This window comes from Campylobacter sp. TTU-622 (genome assembly GCF_016598965.1).
Classification (GTDB): domain Bacteria; phylum Campylobacterota; class Campylobacteria; order Campylobacterales; family Campylobacteraceae; genus Campylobacter_D.
This window is the reverse complement of the sequence record NZ_JAENKR010000003.1, coordinates 21,591-48,066: the sequence shown is the minus strand read 5'-3', so window position 1 is coordinate 48,066 and position 26,476 is coordinate 21,591. Positions and strand designations below refer to the sequence as shown.

General features: G+C 28.3%; 29 protein-coding genes and 1 tRNA gene. 4 read left to right on the top strand and 26 right to left on the bottom strand.

The annotated features are described in order from the left end of the window. The 5 genes from JG677_RS01075 to glmU form a co-directional block, all read right to left on the bottom strand. On the bottom strand, window positions 1-596 hold a 596-nt coding region (locus tag JG677_RS01075), incomplete at its 3' end, for a prepilin peptidase (RefSeq protein WP_200284701.1). Next, window positions 593-1,261: a polyprenyl diphosphate synthase gene (gene uppS / locus JG677_RS01070; RefSeq protein ID WP_200169410.1), complete on the bottom strand. Its 669-nt coding sequence runs from the start codon at window positions 1,259-1,261 to the stop codon at window positions 593-595. The genes uppS and JG677_RS01075, both read right to left, overlap by 4 nt. A gap of 2 nt (window positions 1,262-1,263) precedes the next feature. Then, complete coding sequence (locus tag JG677_RS01065; protein ID WP_200169409.1) at window positions 1,264-1,878, bottom strand: hypothetical protein; 615 nt, start codon at window positions 1,876-1,878, stop codon at window positions 1,264-1,266. After that, the gene (gene coaBC, locus JG677_RS01060; RefSeq protein ID WP_200284699.1) at window positions 1,875-3,029 is read right to left on the bottom strand and encodes a bifunctional phosphopantothenoylcysteine decarboxylase/phosphopantothenate--cysteine ligase CoaBC; all 1,155 of its coding nucleotides are present in this window, start codon (window positions 3,027-3,029) and stop codon (window positions 1,875-1,877) included. The genes JG677_RS01065 and coaBC overlap by 4 nt, the downstream gene beginning before the upstream one ends. Further along, window positions 3,026-4,312, bottom strand: a complete 1,287-nt coding sequence (gene glmU / locus JG677_RS01055) for a bifunctional UDP-N-acetylglucosamine diphosphorylase/glucosamine-1-phosphate N-acetyltransferase GlmU (protein WP_200169407.1) — start codon at window positions 4,310-4,312, stop codon at window positions 3,026-3,028. Before glmU ends, coaBC begins: the two co-directional genes overlap by 4 nt. A gap of 154 nt (window positions 4,313-4,466) precedes the next feature. Here glmU and fliP point away from each other — a divergent pair, with 154 nt between their 5' ends. Then, window positions 4,467-5,204 (top strand): flagellar type III secretion system pore protein FliP, encoded by a 738-nt coding sequence (gene fliP / locus JG677_RS01050; RefSeq protein ID WP_200169406.1) that lies wholly within the window; start codon window positions 4,467-4,469, stop codon window positions 5,202-5,204. Window positions 5,205-5,484: 280 nt separating this feature from the next. Here fliP and JG677_RS01045 read toward each other — a convergent pair. From JG677_RS01045 to omp50, 7 genes are all read right to left on the bottom strand, one after another. Continuing rightward, window positions 5,485-5,561, bottom strand: a tRNA-Arg gene (locus JG677_RS01045). A 42-nt stretch (window positions 5,562-5,603) separates the two neighbouring features. Further along, window positions 5,604-7,679, bottom strand: coding sequence for an elongation factor G (gene fusA, locus JG677_RS01040; RefSeq protein ID WP_200169405.1), 2,076 nt, complete (start codon window positions 7,677-7,679; stop codon window positions 5,604-5,606). 12 nt (window positions 7,680-7,691) lie between these two features. Then, a complete protein-coding gene (gene rpsG / locus JG677_RS01035; RefSeq protein ID WP_200169404.1) occupies window positions 7,692-8,162 on the bottom strand; it encodes a 30S ribosomal protein S7 in 471 nt (156 codons plus the stop codon). A 68-nt stretch (window positions 8,163-8,230) separates the two neighbouring features. Continuing rightward, entirely contained in the window at window positions 8,231-8,617 is a 387-nt protein-coding gene (rpsL, locus tag JG677_RS01030; RefSeq protein WP_002782934.1) for a 30S ribosomal protein S12, read from the bottom strand. A gap of 429 nt (window positions 8,618-9,046) precedes the next feature. After that, entirely contained in the window at window positions 9,047-9,670 is a 624-nt protein-coding gene (locus JG677_RS01025) for a DedA family protein (RefSeq protein ID WP_200284697.1), read from the bottom strand. A 94-nt stretch (window positions 9,671-9,764) separates the two neighbouring features. After that, window positions 9,765-10,001 (bottom strand): hypothetical protein, encoded by a 237-nt coding sequence (locus tag JG677_RS01020; RefSeq protein WP_200169444.1) that lies wholly within the window; start codon window positions 9,999-10,001, stop codon window positions 9,765-9,767. An 11-nt stretch (window positions 10,002-10,012) separates the two neighbouring features. After that, on the bottom strand, window positions 10,013-11,455 hold the full coding sequence (gene omp50 / locus JG677_RS01015) for an outer membrane tyrosine kinase (protein ID WP_200284695.1): 1,443 nt from the start codon (window positions 11,453-11,455) through the stop codon (window positions 10,013-10,015). Between the two features lie 219 nt (window positions 11,456-11,674). Between omp50 and JG677_RS01010 the strand changes: the two genes are divergently transcribed. Together JG677_RS01010 and JG677_RS01005 are read left to right on the top strand one after the other, a co-directional pair. Then, window positions 11,675-12,451 carry a threonine/serine ThrE exporter family protein gene (locus JG677_RS01010; protein ID WP_200217088.1) on the top strand — a complete coding sequence of 259 codons (777 nt, stop codon included), beginning with the start codon at window positions 11,675-11,677 and terminating at the stop codon, window positions 12,449-12,451. After that, the gene (locus tag JG677_RS01005) at window positions 12,448-12,957 is read left to right on the top strand and encodes a threonine/serine exporter family protein (RefSeq protein ID WP_200284693.1); all 510 of its coding nucleotides are present in this window, start codon (window positions 12,448-12,450) and stop codon (window positions 12,955-12,957) included. The genes JG677_RS01010 and JG677_RS01005 overlap by 4 nt, the downstream gene beginning before the upstream one ends. Here the strand turns inward: JG677_RS01005 and JG677_RS01000 are convergent, their stop codons facing one another. Continuing rightward, window positions 12,958-13,617, bottom strand: coding sequence for a bacteriohemerythrin (locus JG677_RS01000; protein ID WP_200169399.1), 660 nt, complete (start codon window positions 13,615-13,617; stop codon window positions 12,958-12,960). Window positions 13,618-13,653: 36 nt separating this feature from the next. Next, a complete protein-coding gene (locus tag JG677_RS00995) occupies window positions 13,654-14,238 on the bottom strand; it encodes a bacteriohemerythrin (protein WP_200169398.1) in 585 nt (194 codons plus the stop codon). Between the two features lie 136 nt (window positions 14,239-14,374). Here JG677_RS00995 and JG677_RS00990 point away from each other — a divergent pair, with 136 nt between their 5' ends. Continuing rightward, window positions 14,375-14,617 carry a TFIIB-type zinc ribbon-containing protein gene (locus JG677_RS00990; protein ID WP_200217087.1) on the top strand — a complete coding sequence of 81 codons (243 nt, stop codon included), beginning with the start codon at window positions 14,375-14,377 and terminating at the stop codon, window positions 14,615-14,617. A gap of 26 nt (window positions 14,618-14,643) precedes the next feature. Here the strand turns inward: JG677_RS00990 and argS are convergent, their stop codons facing one another. The 12 genes from argS to petA all read right to left on the bottom strand — a co-directional run bounded on the left by argS (window position 14,644) and on the right by petA (window position 26,366). Further along, window positions 14,644-16,233 (bottom strand): arginine--tRNA ligase, encoded by a 1,590-nt coding sequence (argS, locus tag JG677_RS00985; protein ID WP_200217086.1) that lies wholly within the window; start codon window positions 16,231-16,233, stop codon window positions 14,644-14,646. Window positions 16,234-16,241: 8 nt separating this feature from the next. After that, window positions 16,242-16,475: a Sec-independent protein translocase subunit TatA/TatB gene (locus JG677_RS00980; protein WP_200169396.1), complete on the bottom strand. Its 234-nt coding sequence runs from the start codon at window positions 16,473-16,475 to the stop codon at window positions 16,242-16,244. Window positions 16,476-16,477: 2 nt separating this feature from the next. Next, window positions 16,478-17,095: a guanylate kinase gene (gene gmk / locus JG677_RS00975; protein WP_200169395.1), complete on the bottom strand. Its 618-nt coding sequence runs from the start codon at window positions 17,093-17,095 to the stop codon at window positions 16,478-16,480. Then, on the bottom strand, window positions 17,092-18,780 hold the full coding sequence (locus JG677_RS00970; RefSeq protein ID WP_200284691.1) for a hypothetical protein: 1,689 nt from the start codon (window positions 18,778-18,780) through the stop codon (window positions 17,092-17,094). Before JG677_RS00970 ends, gmk begins: the two co-directional genes overlap by 4 nt. Window positions 18,781-18,835: 55 nt before the next feature. Then, window positions 18,836-19,603 (bottom strand): flagellar biosynthetic protein FliR, encoded by a 768-nt coding sequence (fliR, locus tag JG677_RS00965; protein WP_200169393.1) that lies wholly within the window; start codon window positions 19,601-19,603, stop codon window positions 18,836-18,838. After that, entirely contained in the window at window positions 19,590-20,225 is a 636-nt protein-coding gene (locus tag JG677_RS00960; protein WP_200169392.1) for an ABC transporter ATP-binding protein, read from the bottom strand. The genes fliR and JG677_RS00960 overlap by 14 nt, the downstream gene beginning before the upstream one ends. Window position 20,226: 1 nt before the next feature. After that, entirely contained in the window at window positions 20,227-21,306 is a 1,080-nt protein-coding gene (gene tsf / locus JG677_RS00955) for a translation elongation factor Ts (protein ID WP_200217083.1), read from the bottom strand. Continuing rightward, entirely contained in the window at window positions 21,306-22,094 is a 789-nt protein-coding gene (rpsB, locus tag JG677_RS00950; RefSeq protein ID WP_200169390.1) for a 30S ribosomal protein S2, read from the bottom strand. The genes tsf and rpsB overlap by 1 nt, the downstream gene beginning before the upstream one ends. Window positions 22,095-22,210: 116 nt before the next feature. Further along, a complete protein-coding gene (locus tag JG677_RS00945) occupies window positions 22,211-23,371 on the bottom strand; it encodes an SAM-dependent methyltransferase (protein ID WP_200284689.1) in 1,161 nt (386 codons plus the stop codon). A gap of 118 nt (window positions 23,372-23,489) precedes the next feature. Further along, the gene (locus JG677_RS00940; protein ID WP_200284687.1) at window positions 23,490-24,614 is read right to left on the bottom strand and encodes a c-type cytochrome; all 1,125 of its coding nucleotides are present in this window, start codon (window positions 24,612-24,614) and stop codon (window positions 23,490-23,492) included. Continuing rightward, window positions 24,614-25,861 (bottom strand): cytochrome b, encoded by a 1,248-nt coding sequence (locus JG677_RS00935; protein ID WP_200284685.1) that lies wholly within the window; start codon window positions 25,859-25,861, stop codon window positions 24,614-24,616. Before JG677_RS00935 ends, JG677_RS00940 begins: the two co-directional genes overlap by 1 nt. A gap of 1 nt (window position 25,862) precedes the next feature. Next, the gene (gene petA / locus JG677_RS00930; protein ID WP_200284683.1) at window positions 25,863-26,366 is read right to left on the bottom strand and encodes a ubiquinol-cytochrome c reductase iron-sulfur subunit; all 504 of its coding nucleotides are present in this window, start codon (window positions 26,364-26,366) and stop codon (window positions 25,863-25,865) included. Window positions 26,367-26,476: the final 110 nt, after the last annotated feature.

The window sequence follows — 26,476 nt, the reverse complement described above, 5'->3', positions numbered from 1 at the left end:
ATACAAGCAATTATAATAATATCTGCATCTCCTAGATTATCAAGTATTTTGTTTTCTCTTTTTAAATTAGTTAAAAAAAGAATAAAACTTTTAAATAAAAATAAAATTCCAGAAAAACTTATAGCATAAAATAAAAATCCTTCTTTTAAACTTTCAAAAACAAAGATATAAAAAATTTCTTCTATTTTAAAAGTATAAAAACCAGCAAGAAAAAAAGCACTCCAAAGTAAAATTTCTGGAACAGCCTTTAATTTTATATCGATTAAAGAAAGTAAAAATAAATTGAAAATAAAAAAAGAAAAAACAATAAAATCATATAAATTTACATTGTAAAAATAAGCAATACAAATTAAAAAAATACCGACTATTTCACTTAAAAATATCTCAAAAGGAATTTTATTTTTACAATATTTACATTTTGCTTTTAAAAAAAGATAAGAAAAAATAGGAACTAATTCTAAAATTCCTAATTTCTTTTTACAATTAAAACAAAAAGATCTAGGAGAAAAAATCTTTTGCTTATAAATAATGCGATCAGCTAAAGCTTTACAAAAAGAACCTAAACTTGCTCCTAAAATCAGCAAAAAAACTATCATAAACCAAAAGTTCTTTCGCGATTTTTAAAATCTTTTATAATCTTTTTAAACTCTCTTTTAGTAAGACTTGGAAATAAAGTTTCACTAAAATATATTTCAGCATAAGCACATTGCCATAATAAAAAGTTAGAAAGTCTTTTAGCATTGCCCACTCTAAGAAGCAAATCTACATCTAAAGGCAAATCTAAATTCTTACTTAAATTTTCCTCATTAAGCTCTAAACCTTTTTCTAATACCCGTTTTGCAGCTCTAACAATTTCATTTTTAGATCCATAAGAAATAGCTAAATTGATATAGAGTAAATTACAATGCTTTGTTCTTTCTTCAACCAAAGCTATTTTTTCTCTTAAATTTTTATCAAGTCTTGATAAATCACCAATTGCTTTTAAGCAAACATTATTTTTTTCAAATTTTTCTAAAGCCTCATCTAAACAGCGATCTAAAAGTTTAAAAATAAATTCAACCTCATCTTTTGGGCGTCCCCAATTTTCAGTACTAAAGGCAAAAAGACTTAAATTTGAAATTCCTTCCTCAACGCAAACTTCCATAATTTTTTGCATTGTTTTAACACCTTGAGAATAGCCTAATTTTGCTAAAACTCCTTTAGCTTTAGCCCAACGTCTATTACCATCCATTACAATGGCAAGGTGTTTTAATTTATTCATTTTCATCCTTTAAAATCAAATAATTTTTTAAATATAAACAAAGGTTTTATATTTACATCCTGTAAAACCTGTAATTTTAAATGCTCACTTAAAAATTTTTGCACTTTTAAAAAAGGTGTTTTAATTAAAATTTCATCTTCTTTAATAAGAATTCTTAAAGGTCCAAAAACACTAAAAAAAAGATAAATTTCTAAAAATTTATCTTTTTTCATTTGCAAAAGAGCGGCTTTATTTTCAAAAACAAAAGGAATATGATATATATTTTCAAAACTTGCAAAAAGCATTTCTTTTAAAATATGATATTTTTGTCTATCTTTACATTCTATAAGATTTTGTAAAATAAATTTTTTAAAATCTATTTCTTCTTCTAAAAGACTTGTTATTAAAGATAAACCTTCCTCAAAAAAAGCTATATTAGGTTTTTTATAAAGGTTTTTAAATTCAATTATTCCACCATTATCATTATAAAGCTCTACTAAATATTGCACCCCAACTTCAAGTTCAATCATACTCTTAGTCTGAACTTTTTTATTGTTAATAAGTAAGGTATAATGCCCATAACCTGATTTAGCAAGAACTTCAATTTGTATAGGTAATATTGGATTAATAATACTCATAACTCTTTACATTTATAAGCAAGTTTATAGGCTAGACTTTTTTTATCTTGCATAGAAAATAATATCTCATCTTTTGCACTAATACACAATAATTCATTTAAATTAGATCCAAAAGAATTTTTTTCTTTTAAAATATTTAAACATATCATATCAAGCTTTTTATCTTTTAATGAATTTTTAGCATTTTTTATAGCATCTTTTTCATCAAGTTCTAATTTAAATCCTATTTTTTTACCTTTAAAATCTAAATTTTTAAGCAAATCTTCATTAGGTAAAAGTTTAAGTTCTAAACCTTTTAAATAATCATTTTTTTTAATCTTTCCTTTATGCACTATGGGGACAAAATCACTGACAGCAGCACTCATTATCAAAAAATCTTCATTTTTATTTTTTATTAAAAGTTCTTTTAAATCTTTCGAACTTTCAAATTTAAAAAGTTTATAAGGAGTTTTAAAGTCTATACTACTTAAAAAAATAACCTTAGCACCTAAAAAATAAAAAGCATCTGCTATGGCTTTAGCCATAAGTCCGCTTGAAAAATTGCTAATACATCTTACCTCATCAATTTTTTCTCTTGTGCCTCCACCAGTTACAACAACGCTTTTATTTATAAAGAATTTTTCTTTTAAAAGCTCTCTTTTAGTAATATTAAAAATATCTAAAACTTCTGCTAATGCACCTATACCCTCATCATTACAAGCAAGTCTTTTGCAAATAGGATCTATTATCAAAACACCTTGCTCTTTTAAAAGCTTTAAAGAATTTTGCACACTAAAATGTAAATACATATTTGTATTTGCTGCTGGAGCGATAATCAAAGGAAGTTTAGCTGCAATTAAAGTTTGTATAAATAAATTATCACAAATTCCTAAAGCAAGTTTATTGATAGAATTAACACTTGCAGGTGCAAAAAGTATAAGATCGCAATCTTTACTGAAAGCTATATGATTATTTGAATTTTTCCAAGTTTCATTCTCTTCACACAAAACCTCATCACAAAGAGCTTCAAAACTCATTTTAGAAGCAAACTTTAAAACCCCATTGCTTAATAAAACTTTAACTTTAAAGCCTTCCTTTTTAAATAAAGATATCAACTCGTAAGCTTTATAAAAAGCTATGCTTCCACTAATTGCTAAAAGTAAAGTTTTCATTGAAATTTTTTATAAAAATAGTCTTTAACTATTTTACTAGTGGCTCTATTAATAAATAAAGCTCCTTTTTCCACTTTTCTATCAACACAACTTCCAGCCGCTATAATCACATCATCTTCTATCTTAACAGGGGCTATAAGTTCTGAATTTGAACCAATAAAAACATTTTTGCCTATAATGCTTTTATGTTTTTTAATACCATCATAATTACAAGTAATAACACCACAACCTATATTAGTGCCTTCATCGATCTCACAATCCCCAAGATAACTTAAATGCCCTGCTTTAATTTTATTTAATTTTGCATTTTTGCATTCTACAAAATTTCCAATATGTGAATTTTTAATTATATTTTTAGGCCTAAGATGAGCCAAAGGTCCTATATCGCTATTAAATACTTCACTATCTTCAATCACACAAGAACTCTTAATAATAGAATTTACAATAAGACTTTTTCCTTCAATACGAACATTTTCATAAATTTCGCATTCGCCCTCAAAACGAACTTCACAATCAATATAAATCGTATGAGGCAAATGAAAAATTACTCCTTGCTTCATCCAATACTTCTTAAGCTCATCTTGCATTAATTCTTCAGCCTTACTCAACTCAAATTTATCATTAACACCCATAAATTCAAATTCATCAACAAAAATAGGAGATATTAAAATACCCTTTTCTCTAGCAAGCTTAATCGCATCGGTTAAATAATATTCCTTAGCTTCATTTTTATTATCAATTAAAGGCAAAACTTGCATTAAAAGTTCTGAATCTATAGCATAAACTCCTGCATTACAAAGAGAAATATTTTTTTCTTCCTCATTTGCATCTTTAAATTCAACAATTTTTTCTAAAGAATTCTCTTTTAAGATTACTCTTCCATAATTTTTAGGATCTTTAGCATTAAAAATTGCAACATTAAAACTATAACTTGTATCAAGAAGCTTTTTTAAACTTTGCTCTTTAATTAAAGGCATATCTCCACATAAAATTAGTGTTTGTTTTGCTTTTGGAGTATAATTTTTTAAAGCTCCTGCCGTTCCAGGAAAATGGTTTAAATCTTGTTCTAAAATTTGCGTTTTTGGAAAATGCTCTAAAATTTCTTTTTCAATTAATTCTTTTTCGTGAGATAAAACTACACTTACATCATCGCTTATCTTAAAAGCTTTCTCAAGTATATGTAAAATCATACTTTTTCCACATATCTTTTGCAAAACTTTTGGCTTGTTGGATTTCATTCTTGTTCCAAGTCCAGCAGCTAAAATTAAAATAGAACTTTGCATTTAAAACCTTATTTGAAATTTTATAAAGTATTTTACCAGCTTAAAGTTAAGCAAAGTTTATCAAAGACCAAAGTTAAACTTGTTTTAAATCATCTAAAGATAAAATTAAAATTATAAATAAACCAAAAAAAAGAAATTCCAAAGGTTAAAAAATTTGAAGCAAATTCTTGTATTATTTTTATTTTCTTTAAGTCTTTTTGCTGCTCCAGAAGCAACAATTCCTACTGTAAATTTAAGCTTAAGCGCTCCTGATACCCCAAATCAGCTTGTAACAACTTTAAATATTATCATTGTTTTAACTATACTTGCTTTAGCTCCAAGTATTATCTTTGTTATGACTTCTTTTTTGCGTTTGATTGTTGTTTTTTCTTTTTTAAGGCAAGCTATGGGAACGCAAAGTATGCCACCTAATACTATTTTAATAACTCTTGCTCTTATTTTAACTTTTTTCATTATGGAACCTGTGGCTACAAAATCATATAACGAAGCAGTTAAACCTTATCTAGAAGAGAAAATAGGCTATGAAGAAGCTTTTACTAAAGGAGTTAAACCTTTTAAAGAATTTATGCTAAAAAATACAAGAGAAAAAGATCTTGCTTTATTTTATAGAATTCGTAACTTACCCAACCCTAAAACCATAGATGATGTTCCTTTAAGTGTTCTTGTGCCAGCTTTTATGATTTCAGAATTAAAAACAGCTTTTGAAATAGGCTTTTTAATTTATCTTCCTTTTTTAGTTATAGATATGGTCGTAAGCTCTGTATTAATGGCAATGGGTATGATGATGCTTCCACCTGTTATGATATCCTTACCTTTTAAGTTGCTTATCTTTGTTTTAGTAGATGGATGGAATTTATTAGTGCAAAGATTAGTAGAAAGTTTTGTAACTTAAATTTAATTAATATTAAAATATTTTTTTGATTTTTAAAAATATAATCTATGAAATATATCTAAAAAATATTTTTTTATTAAAAAATATGCCTTTTTACTTTGTTTAAATTATTATATTAAGTCATTATAATTTATTGTATTTATGCAAAAGCCTAAATTTAACTTTTTTATTTTAAGTGCATAATCTAATAATTTTAAAAAATACAATTATAGTAAATTGGATACATTAAAAAGCTTGAAAATGATATTTATTTGATAGTTTTAGATTAAGAATTATTATATGGTGTCCACGGCGAGATTCGAACTCACGGCCTCAAAATTAGGAATTTTGTGCTCTATCCAGCTGAGCTACGAGGACATTTAGAATTTACCAAAAGGTAAATTCTAATTTTAAAGATAATTATCCATTTCTTTTTTTGATAATTTCTTCAGAAACATTCTTAGGAACTTCATTATAATGATCAAATTCCATAGAATAAGTCGCACGTCCTTGAGTTTGACTTCTAAGATCAGTAGAATAACCAAACATTTCAGCTAAAGGACAAAATGCTGTAATGATTTTATTTCCACCTCTTTCGTCCATAGAATTCACTTGACCACGGCGCTTATTAAGATCTCCAATTACATCTCCCATATACTCTTCAGGAGTTTCAACTTCAACTTTCATCATAGGCTCAAGGATCACAGCTCCTGCTTTTCTTGCACCTTCTTTAAATCCCATAGAAGCAGCAAGTTTAAATGCCATTTCAGAAGAATCTACTTCGTGATAACTTCCATCATAAACAGTTACTTTAACATCTTCAACAGGATAGCCAGCTAAAACACCATTTTGTAAAGCTTCTTGGATACCTTTATCTACAGCTGGAATATATTCTTTAGGAATAACCCCGCCTTTAATATCATTTACAAATTCATATCCACTACCTGGATCAAGTGGCTCAAGACGCAAGAAAACATGTCCATATTGACCACGACCACCTGATTGTTTTGCGTATTTGTATTCTTGTTCTACTACTTTTCTAATAGTTTCACGATAAGCAACTTGAGGCTGACCTACTTCAGCTTCTACCTTAAATTCACGTAGCATTCTATCTACAATAATTTCAAGGTGTAGCTCACCCATACCAGAAATGATAGTTTGACCGCTTTCTTCATCAGTTGAAACTCTAAAGCTTGGATCTTCTTGTGCTAATTTATTTAAAGCTATAGACATTTTTTCTTGATCTGCTTTAGTTTTTGGCTCTACCGCAACAGAAATAACAGGATCTGGAAAATCCATTCTCTCAAGGATTACTTTATCTTTCTCACTTGCCAAAGTATCGCCTGTTAATGTATCTTTAAGTCCTACAACAGCACCGATTTCTCCAGCATAAAGAACTTTGATTTCTTCTCTTTTATTAGAGTGCATTTTTAAAAGACGCCCTATTCTTTCTTTTTTATCTTTAGTTGAATTATAAGCATAAGATCCACTCTCTAAACTTCCACGATAAACACGCACGAAAGTAAGTTGTCCTACAAAAGGGTCTGTCATAATTTTAAATGCAAGTCCCGCAAATTCTCCATCATCGGTTGATTTTACAGAAACTTCTGTGCCATCTTCATATTCTCCTTTGATATTTGCAACTTCATCTGGAGCTGGCAAATATGCAATAACTGCATCAAGTAAAGGTTGGATCCCTTTATTTTTAAAAGCCGTTCCACAAAGCATAGGAATCATAGAAAGATTTAAACATCCTGCTTTAATACCCGCTCTAATTTCTTCTATGCTTAATTCTTCTCCGCCTAAGTATTTTTCCATAAGCTCATCAGAAGTTTCAGAAACAGCCTCTATCATTTTTACACGATATTCTTCTGCTTGTTCTTTAAGTTCAGCTGGAATTTCTCTTTCTACATAATCAGTTGGTTTGTTTTCATCTTCCCAAACTAAAGCTTTCATTGTGATAAGATCAATCACACCTTTAAAATTATCTTCAGCGCCTATTGGAATTTGAAGTGGAACTGGATTAGCTTTTAAGCGTTCGCGAATTTGCTCTTCTACTCTGAAGAAATTTGCACCAATTCTATCCATTTTATTAACAAAAACTATTCTTGGAACACCATATTTATTAGCTTGTCTCCAAACTGTTTCGCTTTGAGGTTGCACACCACCAACAGAACAAAATACTGCAACAGCACCATCTAAAACACGCATAGATCTTTCAACTTCTATGGTAAAATCAACGTGGCCTGGAGTATCAATTAGATTGATTTGATGATCTTTCCAAAAACAAGTTGTTGCAGCAGAAGTAATAGTAATACCTCTTTCCTTTTCTTGTTCCATCCAGTCCATGGTAGCAGCACCATCGTGTACTTCACCTATTTTATGGCTCATACCTGTAAAGAAAAGTATTCTCTCACTTGTTGTCGTTTTTCCTGCATCAATGTGTGCAGCAATTCCTATATTTCTAACTCTTTTTAAAGGAGTACTTCTTGACATTTTTTCCCTTTCTTACCAGCGATAGTGAGCAAATGCTTTATTTGCTTCAGCCATTTTATAAGTATCTTCTTTTTTCTTAAATGAAGCACCTTTACTATTTGCAGCATCCATTAACTCAGCTGCAAGTTTTTCTATCATAGTTCTTTCGCTTCTTTTTCTTGCAAAAGAAATAATCCAACGAATTGCTAAAGCTTGTTGTCTTGCAGGACGCACTTCTACTGGAACTTGATAAGTAGCTCCACCAACACGACGTGATTTAACTTCTAAAATAGGCTTAATATTTTCAATTGCTTCATTAAAAACATCAATACCTTTTTTTTCGCCACTTTTTTTATCGATAGCTTCTAAAGCACCATACAAAATAGTTGTTGCAACACTTTTTTTACCATCATACATTAAAGAATTAATAAATTTTGTAATTACTTTGTTACCATAAATCGGATCAGGCAAGACTTCTCTTACCGGAGATTTTCTTCTTCTCATTTTTTTCCTTCAAATTTTAAATTTTACTCAAACAAAATCAAATCAAACGGATTTGTCTGTCTTTGAATTTACTTAGCAGCACCTGCTTTAGGACGCTTAGCACCATATTTAGAACGAGAAACTGTTCTTTTTGCAACACCAGCAGTATCCAATGCACCACGCACGATATGATACTTAACACCTGGTAAGTCTTTAACCCTTCCACCACGCACTAATACTATGCTGTGCTCTTGAAGGTTATGACCCTCACCACCTATATAACTAATGACTTCAAAGCCACTTGTAAGCCTTACTTTGGCAACTTTTCTTAACGCTGAGTTTGGTTTTTTAGGTGTTGTTGTATAAACCCTAGTACAAACTCCCCTTCTTTGCGGACAATTTTTAAGCGCTGGAGATTTAGATTTTTCTAAAACTTTTTTACGCTCTTTTCTAACCAATTGATTTATGGTAGGCACAATAATTCCTTTCTTTAAAATAAAATAAACTTTGATGATATCTAAAATTTGCTTAGATTTTCTTAAAATAAAGCTTTGCCTAACTTTTAATAATATTTTTATAAACTTAGCTTTAAAAATTTTATTGCAAGAATTTAATATAAAAATAAATTTATAAGTATAAAAAACTGGATAATAATCTTTTGATTTAGAAAATTTTTACATTTTTTACATTAATAAAATAATAAGATAAAAATAAAATTTGATTTAAATAAGTTTTTATAAGCTCTTCATTTTCTCTAAAAATATCCCAAAAATGCAAGTATGCTAACTTCCTAAGGCTATGAAGAAAATAAAATTTAAAAGCTTCATTTTAGAAAGTCCTGCCGGCATAGAGATATAAATATCGTATAAAAACTTGCAAATAAAGTTTAATATTTCTTTTTAAATTTAAATTTTAAAAAAATAATTTTTAAAATTTATTTTTTTAATCTTAACTTTTACATAGATAAAAACAACGATAAGACAAAATATTATAATAAAAATTAAAATTTGATTTAAATAAGTTTTTATAAGTTCTTCATTTTCTCCTATAAAATATCCCAAAAATGCAAGTATGCTAACCCAAATGGCACTTCCTAAGGCTGTAAAGAAAATAAAATTTAAAAGCTTCATTTTAGAAAGTCCTGCTGGCATAGAGATATATTGACGGATACCAGGTAAAAGCCTACAAATAAAAGTTGATATTTCTCCATATTTTAAAAAAAATTCTTCGAATTTAGCAAATTTTTTTTCATTGATACCAAAATATTTTCCAAATTTTAAAACGAATTTTTTACCCCATAAAAAACAAATATAATAATTTATCAAAGCACCCAAAACAGAGCCTAAAACTCCGCTAAAGATACAAAAAATGATATCAAACTCGCCTTTATGAGCTAAATAACCGGCTGGTATCATTACCACTTCGCTTGGAAAAGGTATAAAACAACTCTCCAAAGTCATTAAAATAATAATGCCTAAATACCCCAAAGAACTAGCACTATCAACTATAAACTGAATGATTTCTTGCATACTGACCTTAATTTGGAAGAAAAATTTTAGAAATTGTAGCTTAAAAAATTAAATGATTAAAAGCGGTATAAAACCGCTTTTAATTTTTGTTGTTTTATTTACCTGCAACTGAAACTTGATTTGGATTATCAGCAGCACGTGCGATCATACACTCTGAAAGAACAGCAGCATCCTTTGGATCTTTTACTTTTTTATCAATCCATCTTTCAACTTGTTTCATAGTTTTTGACTCAGGCTCTGGAGCTTCATATTTTTTCATCAAAGCATCGCAATCATTAGCGAAAGCAAAGATTGGAAGAGTTAGAAATAAGGCAAAAATTACTTTTTTCATCATTTAGCTCCTTAGAATTTTACATTATACATTAGCATAATATTGTCAGCTCTTGACTTCTCTTTTTTGGCTCCCATTAATGGAATTCCACGATTTCCCCATTTGTTTTGGATATTTGTGTAGCTAAGTCTTAAGAATTGATATCTATCGAGTTGATAAATCACATAAACATCGTGAGCTGTTCCTCTTGTCATTCTGATATTTAATGGATCGTTGATACTTGGACGACTCATAGTATACCAGTATCTGCTTCCCCAGAAAAACTCATAACCCACTTTTAAAGCTTGAGTGAAATCATAGCGTCCACCTACATGCACAGCATAACCATCTTCTTCGTTAAATTTTAAACCATTTGCTAATTGAGCATTGCTAGGCAACCAAGATGTATTAGCATTGCTTCCATTGTAGTACCCTAAAGAAGTAAACCAATTAAAATTTGTTCCAAAAGCTTTGTAGTTTTCAAAATGAATATTTGCTATAGTGGCATCACCAAGATTTTTAACACCAGCACCACCAATTGCAGTATTAAGAGCACCAGCGTCAATAGGAAGTGAAAAGTCGCTAATATAAGCTACATTAAGAAGTAATAAGTTATCCCCCATACCCTCTATAGGAAGTTGTCCTTCTACTGCAGCATAGTAAAGATTAGCATCAGCATCTTTTTGATCGCTCATCCAGTCTCTTACTTTACCTTCTTCATCCCATTGATAAGTTTTACCATAAGCAGCACGCATAGCTACTTTATAATCTTGTAAGCTTTCTGGCTTATAAGTTAAAACCGCAGCATCGCCTAGAGCATTGATAGCTAAAGCTGGATAAGTTGATTGTCTTAAAGCATTGTTTCTTAGGTTGCTTCCTGGACCATCTGTTCCTGGTTGGCGTCCTATAGTAGCGATTAAATTTGGAGTGATATAGTAATCTAGATAAGCTCTATCTACATAAAGTACAGCTCCACTTGTTCTAGTGTTTCTTCCTGCATCTAGATCATATGGTAAGCCACTCCAGCCCATTTGAGACCAGTTTTTAGCCATAGATAAACGTCCATAGAATTTAGTTCTATCGTTGATATCAGCATTCATATTTAAATGAAGCTCCATCATCCATTTGTTATTAACGCTATAATCTTTATATCCACTTGTTGCACCTTCTGTATAAGGGATATGATTGAAATTTGTATTTGATACAGCAGTTGAAAATTCAAGACCAAATTTTACTTTACTTAAAGCTGCTTGAAATTCATTTGCATCAGCTCTATCGCTTAAATCATCAAGCTCAGCTCTTACTTCTTCATTTTTTTTAGCCTGAGCTTCTTTTTCTTTTTTTAACTGCTCAATTTCTTTTTGAATTTGTGCAAGTTGTTTTTGAAGTTTTGTGATCTCATCATCAGCTTTTGCATAAAGCAAAGAAGATGAAAGAAGACAAGCACTTAAAATAACCGAAAACTTCGTTTTCATTTAATCTCCTTAAAATTGTTACATTTTTGTCAATGTTAAGTATAATTATAGCAAAAAAATTATAAAAAAAATTATTTGTTAATTTTTTTATGATAACGCTTTTTAAATTATAATTCTTAATATAGAATTAAAATATTAAAAATTAATATTAATCTTTAATTTTAAAATTTTTGTTATAATTTAGATTTCAAAAAAAAATAATTTTTTAAAGCAATAAAGATGCAAAAACCAAATATCCAAACCTTAACAAATTTTTTAATTGAGTATGTTGGCATAATGTTAAGCTCTGGAACATATACATCAAGAGTTGCAAAATGCGTTGAGAGAATAACACGTGTTTATGGATATGAAATACATATTAATTTCTTTTTTCACCATTTTACACTTAATATTGTAGATAGAAGTGATAAATCTTCACAAAGAACTTACGTGGTTCCAACTAAAAGTGAAAATATAAATTTTAAACTTATCTCCGATCTTAGTGCGCTTAGTTGGGCTATTTATGATAAAAGATATCCTTTAGATTATGCACAAGAAACTTTTAAAGAAATAATTTCACAAAAAAAGCATTCTTCTCTTAGTAGAATTTTGTTTATATCCATTGCTAATTCTGCTTTTTGCAGGCTTTTTGGTGGAGATTTTGGTGGCTGTTTATTTGTGCTTGTTGGAACTTTGATAGGACTTTTTTTTAGATATATTTTTACACGATTGAAAATAAATATAAAAATTCAATATATTTTTTGTTCTTTTATCACTTCTTGGATCGTATTTTTAGGTATAAATTTAGATCTTGTTAAAGAATCTAATATTGCTTTAGGATCTAGCATTTTATATCTTACTCCTGGTGTATTTTTTATAAATTCTATCATCGATATACTTAAAGATCACATTCTAATGGGACTTAGTCGTATTATAAGCGTGGTGATTTTGGTTTGTTGTATTAGTATAGGAATTTATATGACTTTAAGCATTTCAAATCTTGGAATTTTAAAATGATTAGTCTTACTTCGATAATTGGGGATATGTTTTTTGCTGCTATAGCTGGACTTGGTTTTGCGTATGCTTGCAACCCTCCTTTAAAAACCTTAATGCTCTCAGCATTGCTTGCTGCTATCGCACACGGATTTCGTTTTGTTTTGATTGAGTATTTGCATTTTCAAACTTTAGCTATAGCAACTTTTTTAGCTTCATTTTTTATAGGATGTTTAAGTATAGCATTGGCTAAAATGTTTAAAACACCTGCTGAAATTATAGTTTTTCCAGCCCTTATACCTATGATACCTGGAATTTATGCTTATAAGGCAATATTAAATCTGATTTCTTTTATAAGAAGCGAAAGTATGGAACTAAAAACTACGTATTTAATAAGTTTTTTTGACTATGCTTTTACAACTTTATCTGTTACCTTAGCTTTAGCTATAGGAGTAAGTGTAACTTTACTGATATTTTTTGAACAAAGCTTTATGATGACAAGACACGCAAAAATTCATAGAAGAAAATAATCATTCATCTTGATGATGGAATTTTAAAATCGCTTTGCAAAATTTACATTTAAATTGCGTAGTTCCAGTTTGAACTTTATGATAAATACTTAAAGGGACTTGGTGAATAAAATTTTTACATTTACAAGTGCAATAAACTTGGCATTCTTCAAAGGTTAAATTTTGAATATTATCATCGATAGCACACTCTTCAAAAGTTAAATCATCATCTAAAATTCTATTTTCTATAAAATCTAATCTACTTTTCCATTTTGCAATTTCCATATCTTCATAAATTATATGTTCTATAAATTTATGTTTAATGGCTTTATAAAATTTTTCCTTAAGATCATTTGTAGATTTAATATCTTTAATCATACTTATCATATTGCTTATGGTTTGTTGATGAATTTTGCAATGTTGTTCATAATGAGGATAGTTGATTTCTCTCATATATTGTTCTTCATCTTCGCAATGTTCTTTAATATAATAAAAAAGCTCAATAAGTAATTGTTTAAGTTCTTCTCTTTTAACATAACGATAAAAGGCGGATTCAACATTTTGTGCGAGTTCAAAAAGCTTTTTATGCTGAGAATCAATTATTTTATGACCAATACAATATTTTTTATCCCATCTTGGAATTAGCTTATACTCGTCATCATCTAATAATAATTCGCACATAATTTATCCTAAAATTTACACTTTTAATAAAAACTTTTATTCTTTATCTTGATCGGAAAATTTTAAAATCGCTTTACACTTTTTGCATTTAAATTGTGTTGCACCTGATTGAATTTTATAATGGATACTCAAAGGAACTTTATGAATAAAATCTTCACATTCGCAAGTATAATAAGCCAAACACTCTTCAAAAGTTAAATCATCATCTAAAATTCTATTTTCTATAAAATCTAATCTACTTTTCCATTTTGCAATTTCCATATCTTCATAAATTATATGTTCTATAAATTTATGTTTAATGGCTTTATAAAATTTTTCCTTAAGATCATTTGTAGATTTAATATCTTTAATCATACTTATCATATTGCTTATGGTTTGTTGATGAATTTTGCAATGTTGTTCATAATGAGGATAGTTGATTTCTCTCATATATTGTTCTTCATCTTCGCAATGTTCTTTAATATAATAAAAAAGCTCAATAAGTAATTGTTTAAGTTCTTCTCTTTTAACATAACGATAAAAGGCGGATTCAACATTTTGTGCGAGTTCAAAAAGCTTTTTATGCTGAGAATCAATTATTTTATGACCAATACAATATTTTTTATCCCATCTTGGAAGCACTTATTCTAAAACCTTCAATTAAATATTTAATTTTTATTTAGTTTTCTTTATTATATCTTAAAAATAGTATTTTATCAATTTGAAACAAATGATTTAAATTTTATGATTATAATTTTTTATTTTTTAAGGAGTGTTAATGCTATGTCCAGTTTGTAATGTCGATTTAATGATGAGTGATAGAAATGGAGTTGAAATTGATTATTGTCCAAAATGCCGTGGAGTATGGCTTGATCGAGGAGAACTTGATAAAATAATAGAAAGAAGCACTATAACTTCTTATAACCAATCTTACAACTCACATTCTCAACATGATCACCACAACAACTATTATAAAAAGAAAAAAAGAGAAAGTTGGCTTGGGGAAATTTTCGACTTTTAAAAAACTAATCTGCAATTTTTTGCAGATTATTCCATTTTATCTTTGGCTTCGATTCCCATTAAAAAAAGACCTGTTTTAATACTTAAAGCAACTAAAGCAAAAAGTTTTAATAAAGAATCTTCATTTTTAGCACCAACAACGCGATTTTCATTATAAAATTTATGAAAATTTGATGCTAAATTCTTCAAATAATCAGGAAGTTTTTGCAAAGACCTTGACTCAAAAGCATCATTTAAAATAGATTCTAAATTTAAGCTTTCAAAAACCAAATTAATACCTTCTTGATTCAAAGAAGAAAAATCAGCATTTAAAACATCTTGTGGATTTTTTTTAGCTTTAATAAACACTTGGTGAATTCTTGCGTGAGCGTAATTGATATAAAAAACTGGATTTGAACTATCTTCTTTTTTAAGATCATTAATATCAAATTCTAAATGTGTATCACATTTTTTGCTAAGAAATATAAATCTTAAAGCATCTGTGCCTATCTCATCTAAAACTTCACTCATTAAAATAAAATTTCCAGCTCTTTTGCTCATTTTATAAGGTTCTTTATCCTTAAGCAAGGATACCATTTGAGTAAGAATGATTTCTAATTTATTAGAATCAAAACCTAAAAATTCCATAGCTGCTTTCATTCTTGGAATATAGCCATGATGATCTGCGCCCCATATATTGATACATTTATCATAAGGACGACTCATTTTATCTTTGTGATAAACAATATCTGCTGCAAGATAAGCACCTTTGCCATCTTCTTTTATGATGACACGATCTTTTTCATCTCCTTTTAAAGTAGATGCAAGCCAAATTTTACCTTCTTTTTCATAGATTCCTCCATTCTTTTTTAAAACTTGGAGTGTTTCATCTAAAGCATTATAATAAGAACTTTCGTTAGAATAATGATCTATGTTTACTTTAGCTTTTTGAAGATCTTTTTTGATTAAATCTAACATTTTATCTTTAGCCCACGAAGCTAATACGGGTATATTTTCTTCTTTAAAAAAATTTTTTTCAAAATGAGCAAAAGCTTCTTTAGCCAATTCAGCTATATATTCACCTTTATAATACTCATTAGGATATATAATTTTTTCTTTAAGACATTGCTCTTTTACACTTAAAAGAAGCGATAAACCTAAAAGATAAATTTGATTTCCAGCATCATTAACATAATACTCTGTATCCATTTTATAGCCTAAATGCCTAGCTAATCTTGTTAAAGTGTCTCCAAAAATAGCTCCTCTAGCATGACCTATATGTAAAGGTCCTGTTGGATTTGCGCTCACAAATTCAAGCAAGAAACTTTGATTTTTAATTTCTCCCTTGGTAAAATTTTGAGGATCTTTTAAAGCCTTAGTTGCTAAAATATTTAAAAATTCTTTAGAAATTTTAAAATTTAAATATCCATTAAGTGCTTCAACTTTTTCAAAACAAGGATGATTTTCAAATTTAAGCGCTAATTCCGTAGCAATAAGCATAGGATTTTTTTTGAGAGTTTTAGCCAAAGAAAAAGCTAAAGGAGTAGCAAAATGAGCTAAATTCTTATCTTTGGGATTTTCAAGTATAAAATCATACTCTAAAATTTTAGAAATTTCTTCAAAAACAATATTTTTCAAAATAAACCTTAAGCTTTTAATTCATCTTTATTTTGTTTTTCTGATTGCAAAGTATCATTTGATTTTTCTTCAATCTTTTGAGTATTTTTTACTACTGTATCATCATCTGAATTCATCTCATCTTTAAAAGTTTTAATACCTTTTCCTAAACCTTTTGCAAGTTCTGGAATTTTTTTTGCTCCAAAAAGCAATACAACAATTAGTAAAATAATCAACCATTGGGTTCCGCTTGGCATATGCATAATTAATCTCCTTTGTTCCAATTAATTTGAAATTGATTTAAATTTTGATTTTGAACTTTAATTTTTTGAGCTTTTAGAATAGTCCTTAGCTTTTCATAACTATCTTCTAAATCATCATTAACAATTAAATAATCATAATTTTCAATCCATTTCATTTCTTCGCTTGCATTTTCTAATCTTTTTTGCAATACGTTTATTGTATCAGTATTTCGCTTAATAAGTCTTTGTTTTAACTCTTCTTTATTTTTTGTTGTTATAAAAACAGAAACAAGCTTATTAGCTAATTTTTTCTTAACGATACTAAAACCTTGAACATCTATATCAAAAATCACAATTTTGCCATTTTCTAATGCATCAATTGTATTTTTTAAAGAAGTTCCATAGTAGTTTTCATGAACTTTTGCCCATTCTAAAAAATATCCTTCTTTTATACCTTGTTCAAACTCATCTTTAGAAATAAAATAATAATGCTTTGAGTGAATTTCTCCTTCTCTTGGTTTTCTTGTTGTAGAAGAAATGGAAAAATAAAGCTCATCATTAAATTCTTTAAAAAGTTTATTTAAAAGAGTAGATTTACCTGCTCCACTTGGACCTGATATAACTAAAATAAAACCTTTCAACCTTTTGTATCCTCAAAACTTATTTTAATGTTTATATTCATATTCATACCTTTTAATGCTGCTTTTAAGGTATCATCTTTAATGCTTGAAGAGATTGTTTGAGCTATACTTTGACTTAATTCATTGACCATTTTTTCTCTATTGCTATCTTGATTATCTGTTTTGTCAGAAATTTGAGAATCTTGTATAACCTTTTCTCCTAAAGCTTGTTGAATTTCACTTTCTTTTAATTCTTCAAAATCATCATATTGTATCTTTGGAACAACAAGTTCTTCATTGTCAAACGCTGGTAAAATTTCATCTCCCAAAATTGATTCTTGTTTGAAATTATCTAATATTTTAGTACTATCATTTTCTTTTATATTGTCATCTAGTTCATCAAGCGCAGCGAGTTCTTCTTTGATTTGATCTTGGGCGCTTAAATCAGGATTAATAATATTTTCATCTAAATTCTCTTTTTCTTTTAATTCTTCTTCTACTATAGGTAAAAAATCTTCTGTGTTTTTTTCTTCGTCTTTATTTTGTCCTAAAAATTCAGCATCTTTAGGTAAATCATCAAAATCAATTTCTTTAATTTCTTCTTCTACTATAGGATATTCATCATCTTGATGTGATAATAATTCTTGTTGGTCTGTTTTTGTTTGAGATATATTTTGTTGCTTCTCATTTTCTTTAGTATCATCATTTATTTCATCATTATGAACTAGCTCTAAAACATCACTTAAATCTTTAGCTGTTATTTCTTCTTCACTTATTGCATCTATTGCTTTTTTATCTTGAATTTCATCTTGATTTTTTAAATCTGTATGATCGTTTGAATTATTTTCCTCATCTATTGTAGCTTCTTCTTGGATATTTAAATTTAAATCTTCATCATTTAAATTTTCATTTTGTTTTTCATCTTTGTTTTCAATGTCATCATTTGTTTCATCATCATGAACTAGCTCTAAAACATCACTTAAATCTTTAGCTGTTATTTCTTCTTCGTTTGTTGTATCCATTACTTTTTCATCTTGATTTTTTAAATCTATATGATCGTTTAAATTATTTTCCTCATCTATTGTAGCTTCTTCTTGGATATTTAAATTTAAATCTTCATTATTTAAATTTTCATTTTGTGCTTTGTTTTTACTTTCTTCAATATTATCATTTATTTCATCATCGTGGACTAATTCTAAATTATCGCTTTGATCTTTAACTATTGGCTCTTCTTTGCTTATTATATCTGTTGCTTTTTCATCTTGAATTCTTTGATTTATCTCATCTTCATCCAAGGTCAAATCATCAATACTTAATTCATTTTCTTCTACATTGTCATTATTTTGTTGTAATGGTTCTTCATTTTTATCTTCAAGAAAAACTTGAGTATCTAAAACTTGAGTGGTATCTAAACTATCGTTATTTAAAATATTTAAAAGATCTGTTGGCAAAAAAGGCTTTTGTAAAATTTTTATATTTTTAATATCAATTTTTTGATTACGCGATGTTAAAACTATAAGTTTAGAACATTTTTGTTTTAATATTTCAATATCTTCTTTTATATCACCATCTATAATTATAATATCATATACACCTAAATCATCTGTATAAATATTTGCTTCTTCAAAATCATAAGACATCTTTTTTGCACTAAGTCTTACAAGTTTTGATACAACAGGGTTTTCATTTAAAAGTAAAATTTTCATCACTTTATCCTTGAAAAATAATTTTTATTTTATGATAATTTCATTTATTATTACCTTATACAAAAAATAGAGTTTGCATATTTGAAAAAACTTGTATAATTAATTGTTTAAAATATTGCATCATTACAAGTAAAATTGCAATTAATACTATAAAACCTAAAGCTATCTTAATAGGATAACCAATAACTAAAAGATTAAATTGAGGCATAGTTTTCATTAAAAGTCCAAAAATAACATCAGAAAGTAAAGAGATCGCCAAAATAGGAAAAGACATAGTAAATCCTATAATAAAAATATTTAAAATACCTTGATTAAGATATGTTAATAAATTTTCACTCGGATAAAATCCTCCTAAAGTAATAGATCCTAAAGAATACTTTAAAAATAAAAGCATTAAATGATGGCCATCGAAAGCAAGAAAAAATAATAAAGCAATCAAATGTAAAATTTGAGAAGTTATAGGCATATTAGTTCCAGAAGAAGGATCAATAACACTTGCCATAGTAAAACCCATGGTAAAGGCTATTTGCTCTCCTGCCATCATTATAATGGCAAAAATAATTTGCAACATAAGTCCAGCTATCATTCCAAAGATCACTTCACTTAAAATTTGCAAAATAAAAAAAGAATCTAAATGTAAAGCTTCTAATTTTGCAAAAGGAAATAAAAACATAGTTAAAAATAAAACAATAGTAGTTTTTATGACTGTAGGGATAACATTATGAGAAAAAAAAGGAAAAAAAACTACAAGACCACTTAATCTTGCAAACAAAAGCATAAAAGTAACTACATTTTTATCGCCTAAATAATTAACAAATTCCATAAGAGTTTAAAGTATAAGTTTTATCACAAAATTTAGCCAATTGATTATCATGTGTTACAAAAAATAATGCAGCATTATTTTCCTTTACATAATCAATTAAAATTTCAATTACATTTTTAGCATTATCAAAATCTAAATTCCCTGTTGCCTCATCTGCAAATATGATTTTTGGTTTTTTACAAAGCACTCTTGCAATACTTACTCTTTGTTGTTGTCCTCCGCTTAATTTAGTAATTTTTTGATTTAAAAGTTTTGCAATTCCTAATTTTTCTAGTAAAACTCTATCAAGCTCATAGCCAGATAAAATACTTGCTAATTCTATATTTTCTAAAGTTGAAAAGCCTTTAAAAAGATAATGAGTTTGAAAAATAATGCCAAATTCATAACGCCTTATTTTTATCTTTTCTTTTTCGCTAATGTCATATAAATTTTGATTTTTATAAAAAACACTTCCATAATTTGGTTTTAATAAAGAAGATAAAATATGCAAAAGAGTAGATTTTCCACATCCACTACTTCCTTGTATGGCAATACAATCTTTTGGATAAATATTTAAATCTAAATCTTTAAAGAGCGGATAATCAAAACTATGGGTGATTTTCTCCGCTCTTAAAAGTTCCATATTAGCTCATTTGTGCGGCAACTTCTGCAGCAAAATCTTCAGTCTTTTTCTCTAAGCCTTCACCAACTTCAAAGCGAACAAATTTTACAATTTGAATTTTTCCACCAAATTCTTGTTCTTTTTGTGCGATTACTTGTTCAATTGTTTTTTTATCATCCATTACATAAAATTGTCCCATAAGGGTTAATTTACTATCAAGTTGAGAATTCTCAGCTATAAAACTATTAATTTTTCCAGGAATGATATTTGCCCAGATTTTTTCAGGTTTATTTTGTGCTTTAAGTTCTGCTTTAATATCCTCTTCAACTTGTTTTAAAATAGTTTCATTGAGTTGTTTTCTACTTGCAAATTTAGGAATTTTATGCTCTGGCTTATTTGGATCTTTTAAACGACGTCTTTCTTCATTTTCTTTTTCAAGTTCAGCTACCAAAGCTTTATATTCATTTTCAATAAATTCCATATCAAGCTCTTCATAGCTTAAATAGCTAGGTTTCATAGCAGCTATATGCATACAAAGTTGTTTTAAGAAATCTTTTGATTTTTGAGCTACTGCTTCATTTTCACAATTTGCTGCAATGATAACACCAACGCGACCATTGGTATGAATATAACCATTAACTATACCTTTTTGGTCATTTGCTTTAATGGTTTCAAATCTTCTTACAACTAAATTTTCTCCAATAGTAGCAATTTGAGTTCTTAAGTAATCTTCAAAAGAAACTCCGTTAATCTTACTATTTTTAAGTTCTTCGTTATTTTTTAAATCATTAATTTGTATATGTTCAGTTGTTTCTTTTGTTAGAATAATAAATTGATCATTTTTTGCAACAAAATCTGTTTCCGAATTAATCTCACTTAAAGTCGCAGTTTTAAAATCATCACTCACTTTAACACTGATTAAACCTTCAGCTGCCAAACGATCTGCTTTCTTAGCAGCTTTACCAAGTCCTTTTTCTCGTAAAATCTGAACAGCTTTATCAAAATCTCCATTACTTTCTTTTAAAGCGTTTTTACAATCCATCATTCCTGCGCCAGTGCTCTCACGCAGTTCTTTTACCATTTGTGCAGAAATTTCAGCCATTATTCTTGCTCCTTAAAATCTTCTTCACTCATTACTTCATCAATAATTTCTTTTTTTTCACTTTCAGAAATTTCATCTTTTTGTTCTGTTTGCTCTAATCCATCTTGCTCTCTTAAAGCTTTACCTTCATTGATTGCTTCAGCCATTTCTTGACAAAATAGTTGAACAGAACGAATGGCATCATCGTTTCCTGGGATAGGATAAGTAACTAAATCTGGATCACAATTTGTATCAAGAGGAGCTACAACAGGAATTCCAAGTCTATTAGCCTCTGTAACAGCAATTTTTTCTTTTACAGTATCAATAACAAAAATCATATCAGGTTGAGTTTTCATATAACGAATACCACCTAAATATGCAAGTAATTTTTCTTTTTTTCTTGTAAGCATTAAGGCTTCTTTTTTTGTTAAAAGTTTAATACTTCCATCTTCTTCCATTTTTTCTATAACTTCTAATTTTCTTATTGATTGACGAATAGTACCAAAATTTGTCATCATGCCGCCAAGCCAACGATGATTAACATAAGGCATTCCGCATTTTTCAGCATATTCTTTAATAGCTCCACCTGCTTGTTTTTTGGTTCCAACAAATAATATAGTTTTTCCCTCAGCAGCTGCATCGCGAACTATATTGTAGGTATATCTAAAATATCTTAAAGTTTTTTGCAAATCAATAACATAGATACCTTTTCTTTCACCAAAAATAAATTTTTTCATTTTTGGATTCCATCTTCTTGTTTGATGTCCAAAATGCACACCGCATTCCAACAAATCTCTCATACTAACCATAATTTCTCCTTAAAATTTAGCTTTTATTCCGCCGTATCCTTTTTATTTACAAAGCTAATAAGAATTGATACGTGTGAAATCAAAAATGGTAATTCTATCAAATTTTATTTTAGTTTTTACTTATAAATATATTCTTTAGTTAATGGAATTTCATTATTGATTTCTTTAGTGATTAAAAATTGAAACAAATCTACACTTCCAACTTTAAAAGCCGCAGAACAAGAACGTAAATATAAATTCCACATTCTAATAAATTCTTCATCATATTTTTTACGTACTTGATTAATAACTAAATTAAAATTATAAGCCCAAATATCCAAAGTCTTAGCATAATGTAATCTCAAGCTTTCTGCTAATAAAAGATGAAAATCCCATTCGCTCATTATACTTATAACCTCTCTTAAAGATGGTAAATATCCTCCTGGAAAAATATACTTATCTATCCAAGCATTAGTTTTACCCTCAAACATTGACAAAATAGAATGAAGCAAAAACAAACCTCCTGGTTTTAATACTTGTTTTACTTTTGTAAAATAAAGATCTAAATTTTTTTTACCAACATGTTCAAACATACCAACAGAAACAACTTTATCAAAATAATTATTATATTCTAAATCTTGATAGTTTTGAAGTCTAATCTCTATTTGATTTTCAAGTCCTAATTCTTTAACTCTTTCTTTAGCTTTTTGATATTGCTCTTTAGAAATTGTAATACCTATAACTTCAACATCATATTTTTGTGCTGCAATAATAGAAAGCCATCCCCATCCACAACCTATATCCAAAAGCTTTTCTTTAGGTTTTAAATTAAGCTTTTTTAAGGTATGTTCAATTTTATTAAGCTGTGCTTCATAAAGAGTTTCTTTGGTATTTTTAAAATAAGCACACGAATAACTCATTGTTTCATCAAGCCAAAGTTTATAAAAATCATTTCCTAAATCATAGTGACTTTTAATATTTTCACTTTCTTTTTTTTGAGTTATTTTGCTAGAGATATTTTTATTTTTTAAATATTTTTTATTAGAAAAATAATACAAAACTTTAGCAATCTCATCATAATCACCCTCAATATCCAACTTTCCTTGCATATAATATTGAGCAAAAACTAAACTTATATCTTTAAATAAAACAAAAAAAGGAATTTTTTCTTTTAAAATCAAAGAAAATTTAGGTTGATTATCACCTAAAATTAATTCTTCTTTATCCCAAAAAACAACTTTAAAGTCTCCGTAATTCCACCTCGAAAGGATCAGTTTGATTATTTTTTTCTCTAGCATAAATATACTCCAATAATAAAAAATTAATAAGAGTATAGAATTTAAAAATTAATAAAATTAAAGTATGAGGAAGATAAAATTATTTTTATCACTTTTTTAAAAAAAGTGATAAAAATTTTTAATGAAGTTTAGACCAAATAGTTCGTTTCCACCCTATAGCTAAAATACTTAAAATTACAAAGAAAATCATTATATAAATTCCTAAGCTTTCTCTTTGTTCTTTTTTACTATCTCCTACTTTTTCTAAATAAGAAATAACTTCAGCTTCTGATTTTTCATTTAATCCTACTCTTGGCATTGCAGTTCCTGGAAGAAGTTTTTGAGTATTATTTATAAAATTATGAAGATATTGTTCTCCTCTTGAACGTATCATCATAGATAAATCAGGTGGAATAGAACCAAGATAATTTTTTAAATCATTATGATTTGATGGAGTGAAAAAATTATCATATTTAACATCATGACAACGCCCACAAGCTTCTACAAAAGTTAATCTATCTTGTGCAAAAGCTATATCTTTATTGATTAAAGCTATTTTTTGTTTTTCATCTGTTAAATTCGCATATTTTGCCTCAACTTCTTTTTTGATATTGGCATCTTCTTGTGTTTTAAATTTATTTCCTATTTCTTTAAGATAAGCAATAACATTGGCTATATTTGCATTAACTACTTCTTGACTTTCTCCTGATGTTTCTACATTATAAGCACTCATAATAAAACCGTCTTTAAATTTATGTTCCACTTTTAAAGCAAGTGCTGGTTGCATAATCAAAGCAGCTAAAAATTTCTCATCATATAAATTTGCTGCAGAACTTAAATCAGGAGGAATAACCCCTAAAGAAGAATCTGTAATATTTGCTGGCATATTATCAGCTTTAAGTCCGTGACAAGCAAAACAATTTCCCTCAAAAAATTCTTTTCCTTTTTTAGCATCTGCTTTAGAAAAATCAATTTTATTTACTTCATTCCAAAGTTTTTCATTTTTTACTAAATCTTCTTTTGCAAGTTCAAGATCTTTTTTTGCACTTTGAATTCTTTTTTCATCATTTGACTTTTGTGCTTCATTTAATATAGATTCTTTTGATGCAATAACACTTTTTGCATAATCAATATCTTCAACTTCAAAATTGAAATTTGCAGGAGCTACATGAGGTTTCATAACAGAATGAGCATAAGGTTCAACACCCCAATAAACAAGTCCGGTAAATACTACTACAACTAAAAATATTTTTAGCTCTCTCATTATTTAGCTCCTTTTCTTTCTAAAATAGTGATTATAGGTAAAACTACAATAAGCATTAATAAAAAAATCACAGAAGCATAAAAACCAACCCAAGCATTAACACCTGTTGGAGGAAGCTTACCATAAATAGTTAAAATAATTAAATCAATTAATAAAATCCAAAACCATATAAAAAATAACGGTCTATCGTGAGCAGGTTTTACTACGTCACTTCTATCAAGCCAAGGTAATAAAAAGAAAATAATTTGCGCTATACCAAAAGCAGCTAAACCTATATCAAAAGCTTTAATTCCAGCAATATCAAAGAAAAATCCTCTTAAAACTTCATAAGACCACAAGAAATACCATTCAGGATAAATATGCGCTGGTGTTTTTAGTGCATCAGCAGGATCAAAATTAATAGGATCCATAGCAAAATCAAATTTAAAACAAACTAAGTAAAAAAAGAAAATCATAAATAAGCAAATATACATAAAATCTTTAGATAAAAATCCTGGCCAAAAAGGAATAACTTTAGATCCTCTTGTGTCTCCTGCCATATATTTTTCTGCTTCTAAATCAAAATCTAATTCTTCTGAAATTTCATTATTTACATGAGGAATTCTTAAAGTATAAAAATGCACAACAATAAGAGCAATAATAACTATAGGCAATAAACAAACATGCAACATAAAAAATCTTGTTAAAGTTGGATCTGAAACTGCATAGTCTCCTCTTATCCAGATCACAAGTTCAGGGCCTATAAAAGGAATACCGCCAAAAAGATTTGTAATAACTTGCGCAGCCCAATAGCTCATTTGTCCCCAAGGTAACATATATCCACTAAATGCTTCGGCTGAAAATACTATAAATAAAAGCATTCCGCTAACCCAAATCATTTCACGACCTTTTTTATAAGATCCGTAATAAATTCCTGTTAGCATATGAATATAAATGATTAAAAATACTACAGAAGCTGCAACACCGTGCATATGACGCCAAAGCCATCCATAATCCACTTCTTGCATGATAGTTTTATTTACGCTATCAAAAGCTAAAGCTGTATCTGGCTTATAATACATAACAAGCAATAAACCTGTTATAAAAAGCACCGCAAAAAGAGTAGTTAATATAACACCCATAGCCCATAAAAAGTTAATTTGTTTTGGTATCCAATATTTAACCATTAAAACATCTAATAATTTATAAATTGCAAGTCTTTGATCAAGCCAGTCCATTATGCCATTAGCTTTTCTAATATGTGCCATTTTAAGCCTCCGCCATTATTTTTTTATATTCTGAACCTTCTTCACCTAAAACAAGTTTAGTTCCATCTATTTTAAAAGGAGGAATTTCTAAAGGCTTAGGTGGTGGTCCAAATACATTTTTACCACTTACATCAAATTCTCCACCATGACAAGCACATTTAAATAACTGCTCACTTGGCGCATAAGCTGGTATACATCCTAGATGGGTACACAATCCTATAACAACAGTATATGCTGCATTATCGACCACAACATCACGTTTTTCATCTTTTGGCATACTTTCATCTTTTTTTAGAATAAAGATAGGTTTTTTACGCCATTCTATTGTTCTAAGTTCTCCTGCTTGCATTCCAGATAAATCAACTGTGGTAAAACCAGCAGCTTTTACACTTGGAAGTGGGTCCCAAGTTTTTTTCATTGCAACTAATGAAAAAACGCCGCCCACAGCAGCCACACTTCCAAATGCAAAACCCATAAAGCTTCGTCTACTTTCAGATGTAGCCATATTAAGTTCCTTTCATTTTTTAATATCCAAACTTAGCAGTCTATCGAAAATAAAATTAATTTTTTCTTTAAAATAAAGAAGATAAATAAAATAAAAGTAGATATTTAGAA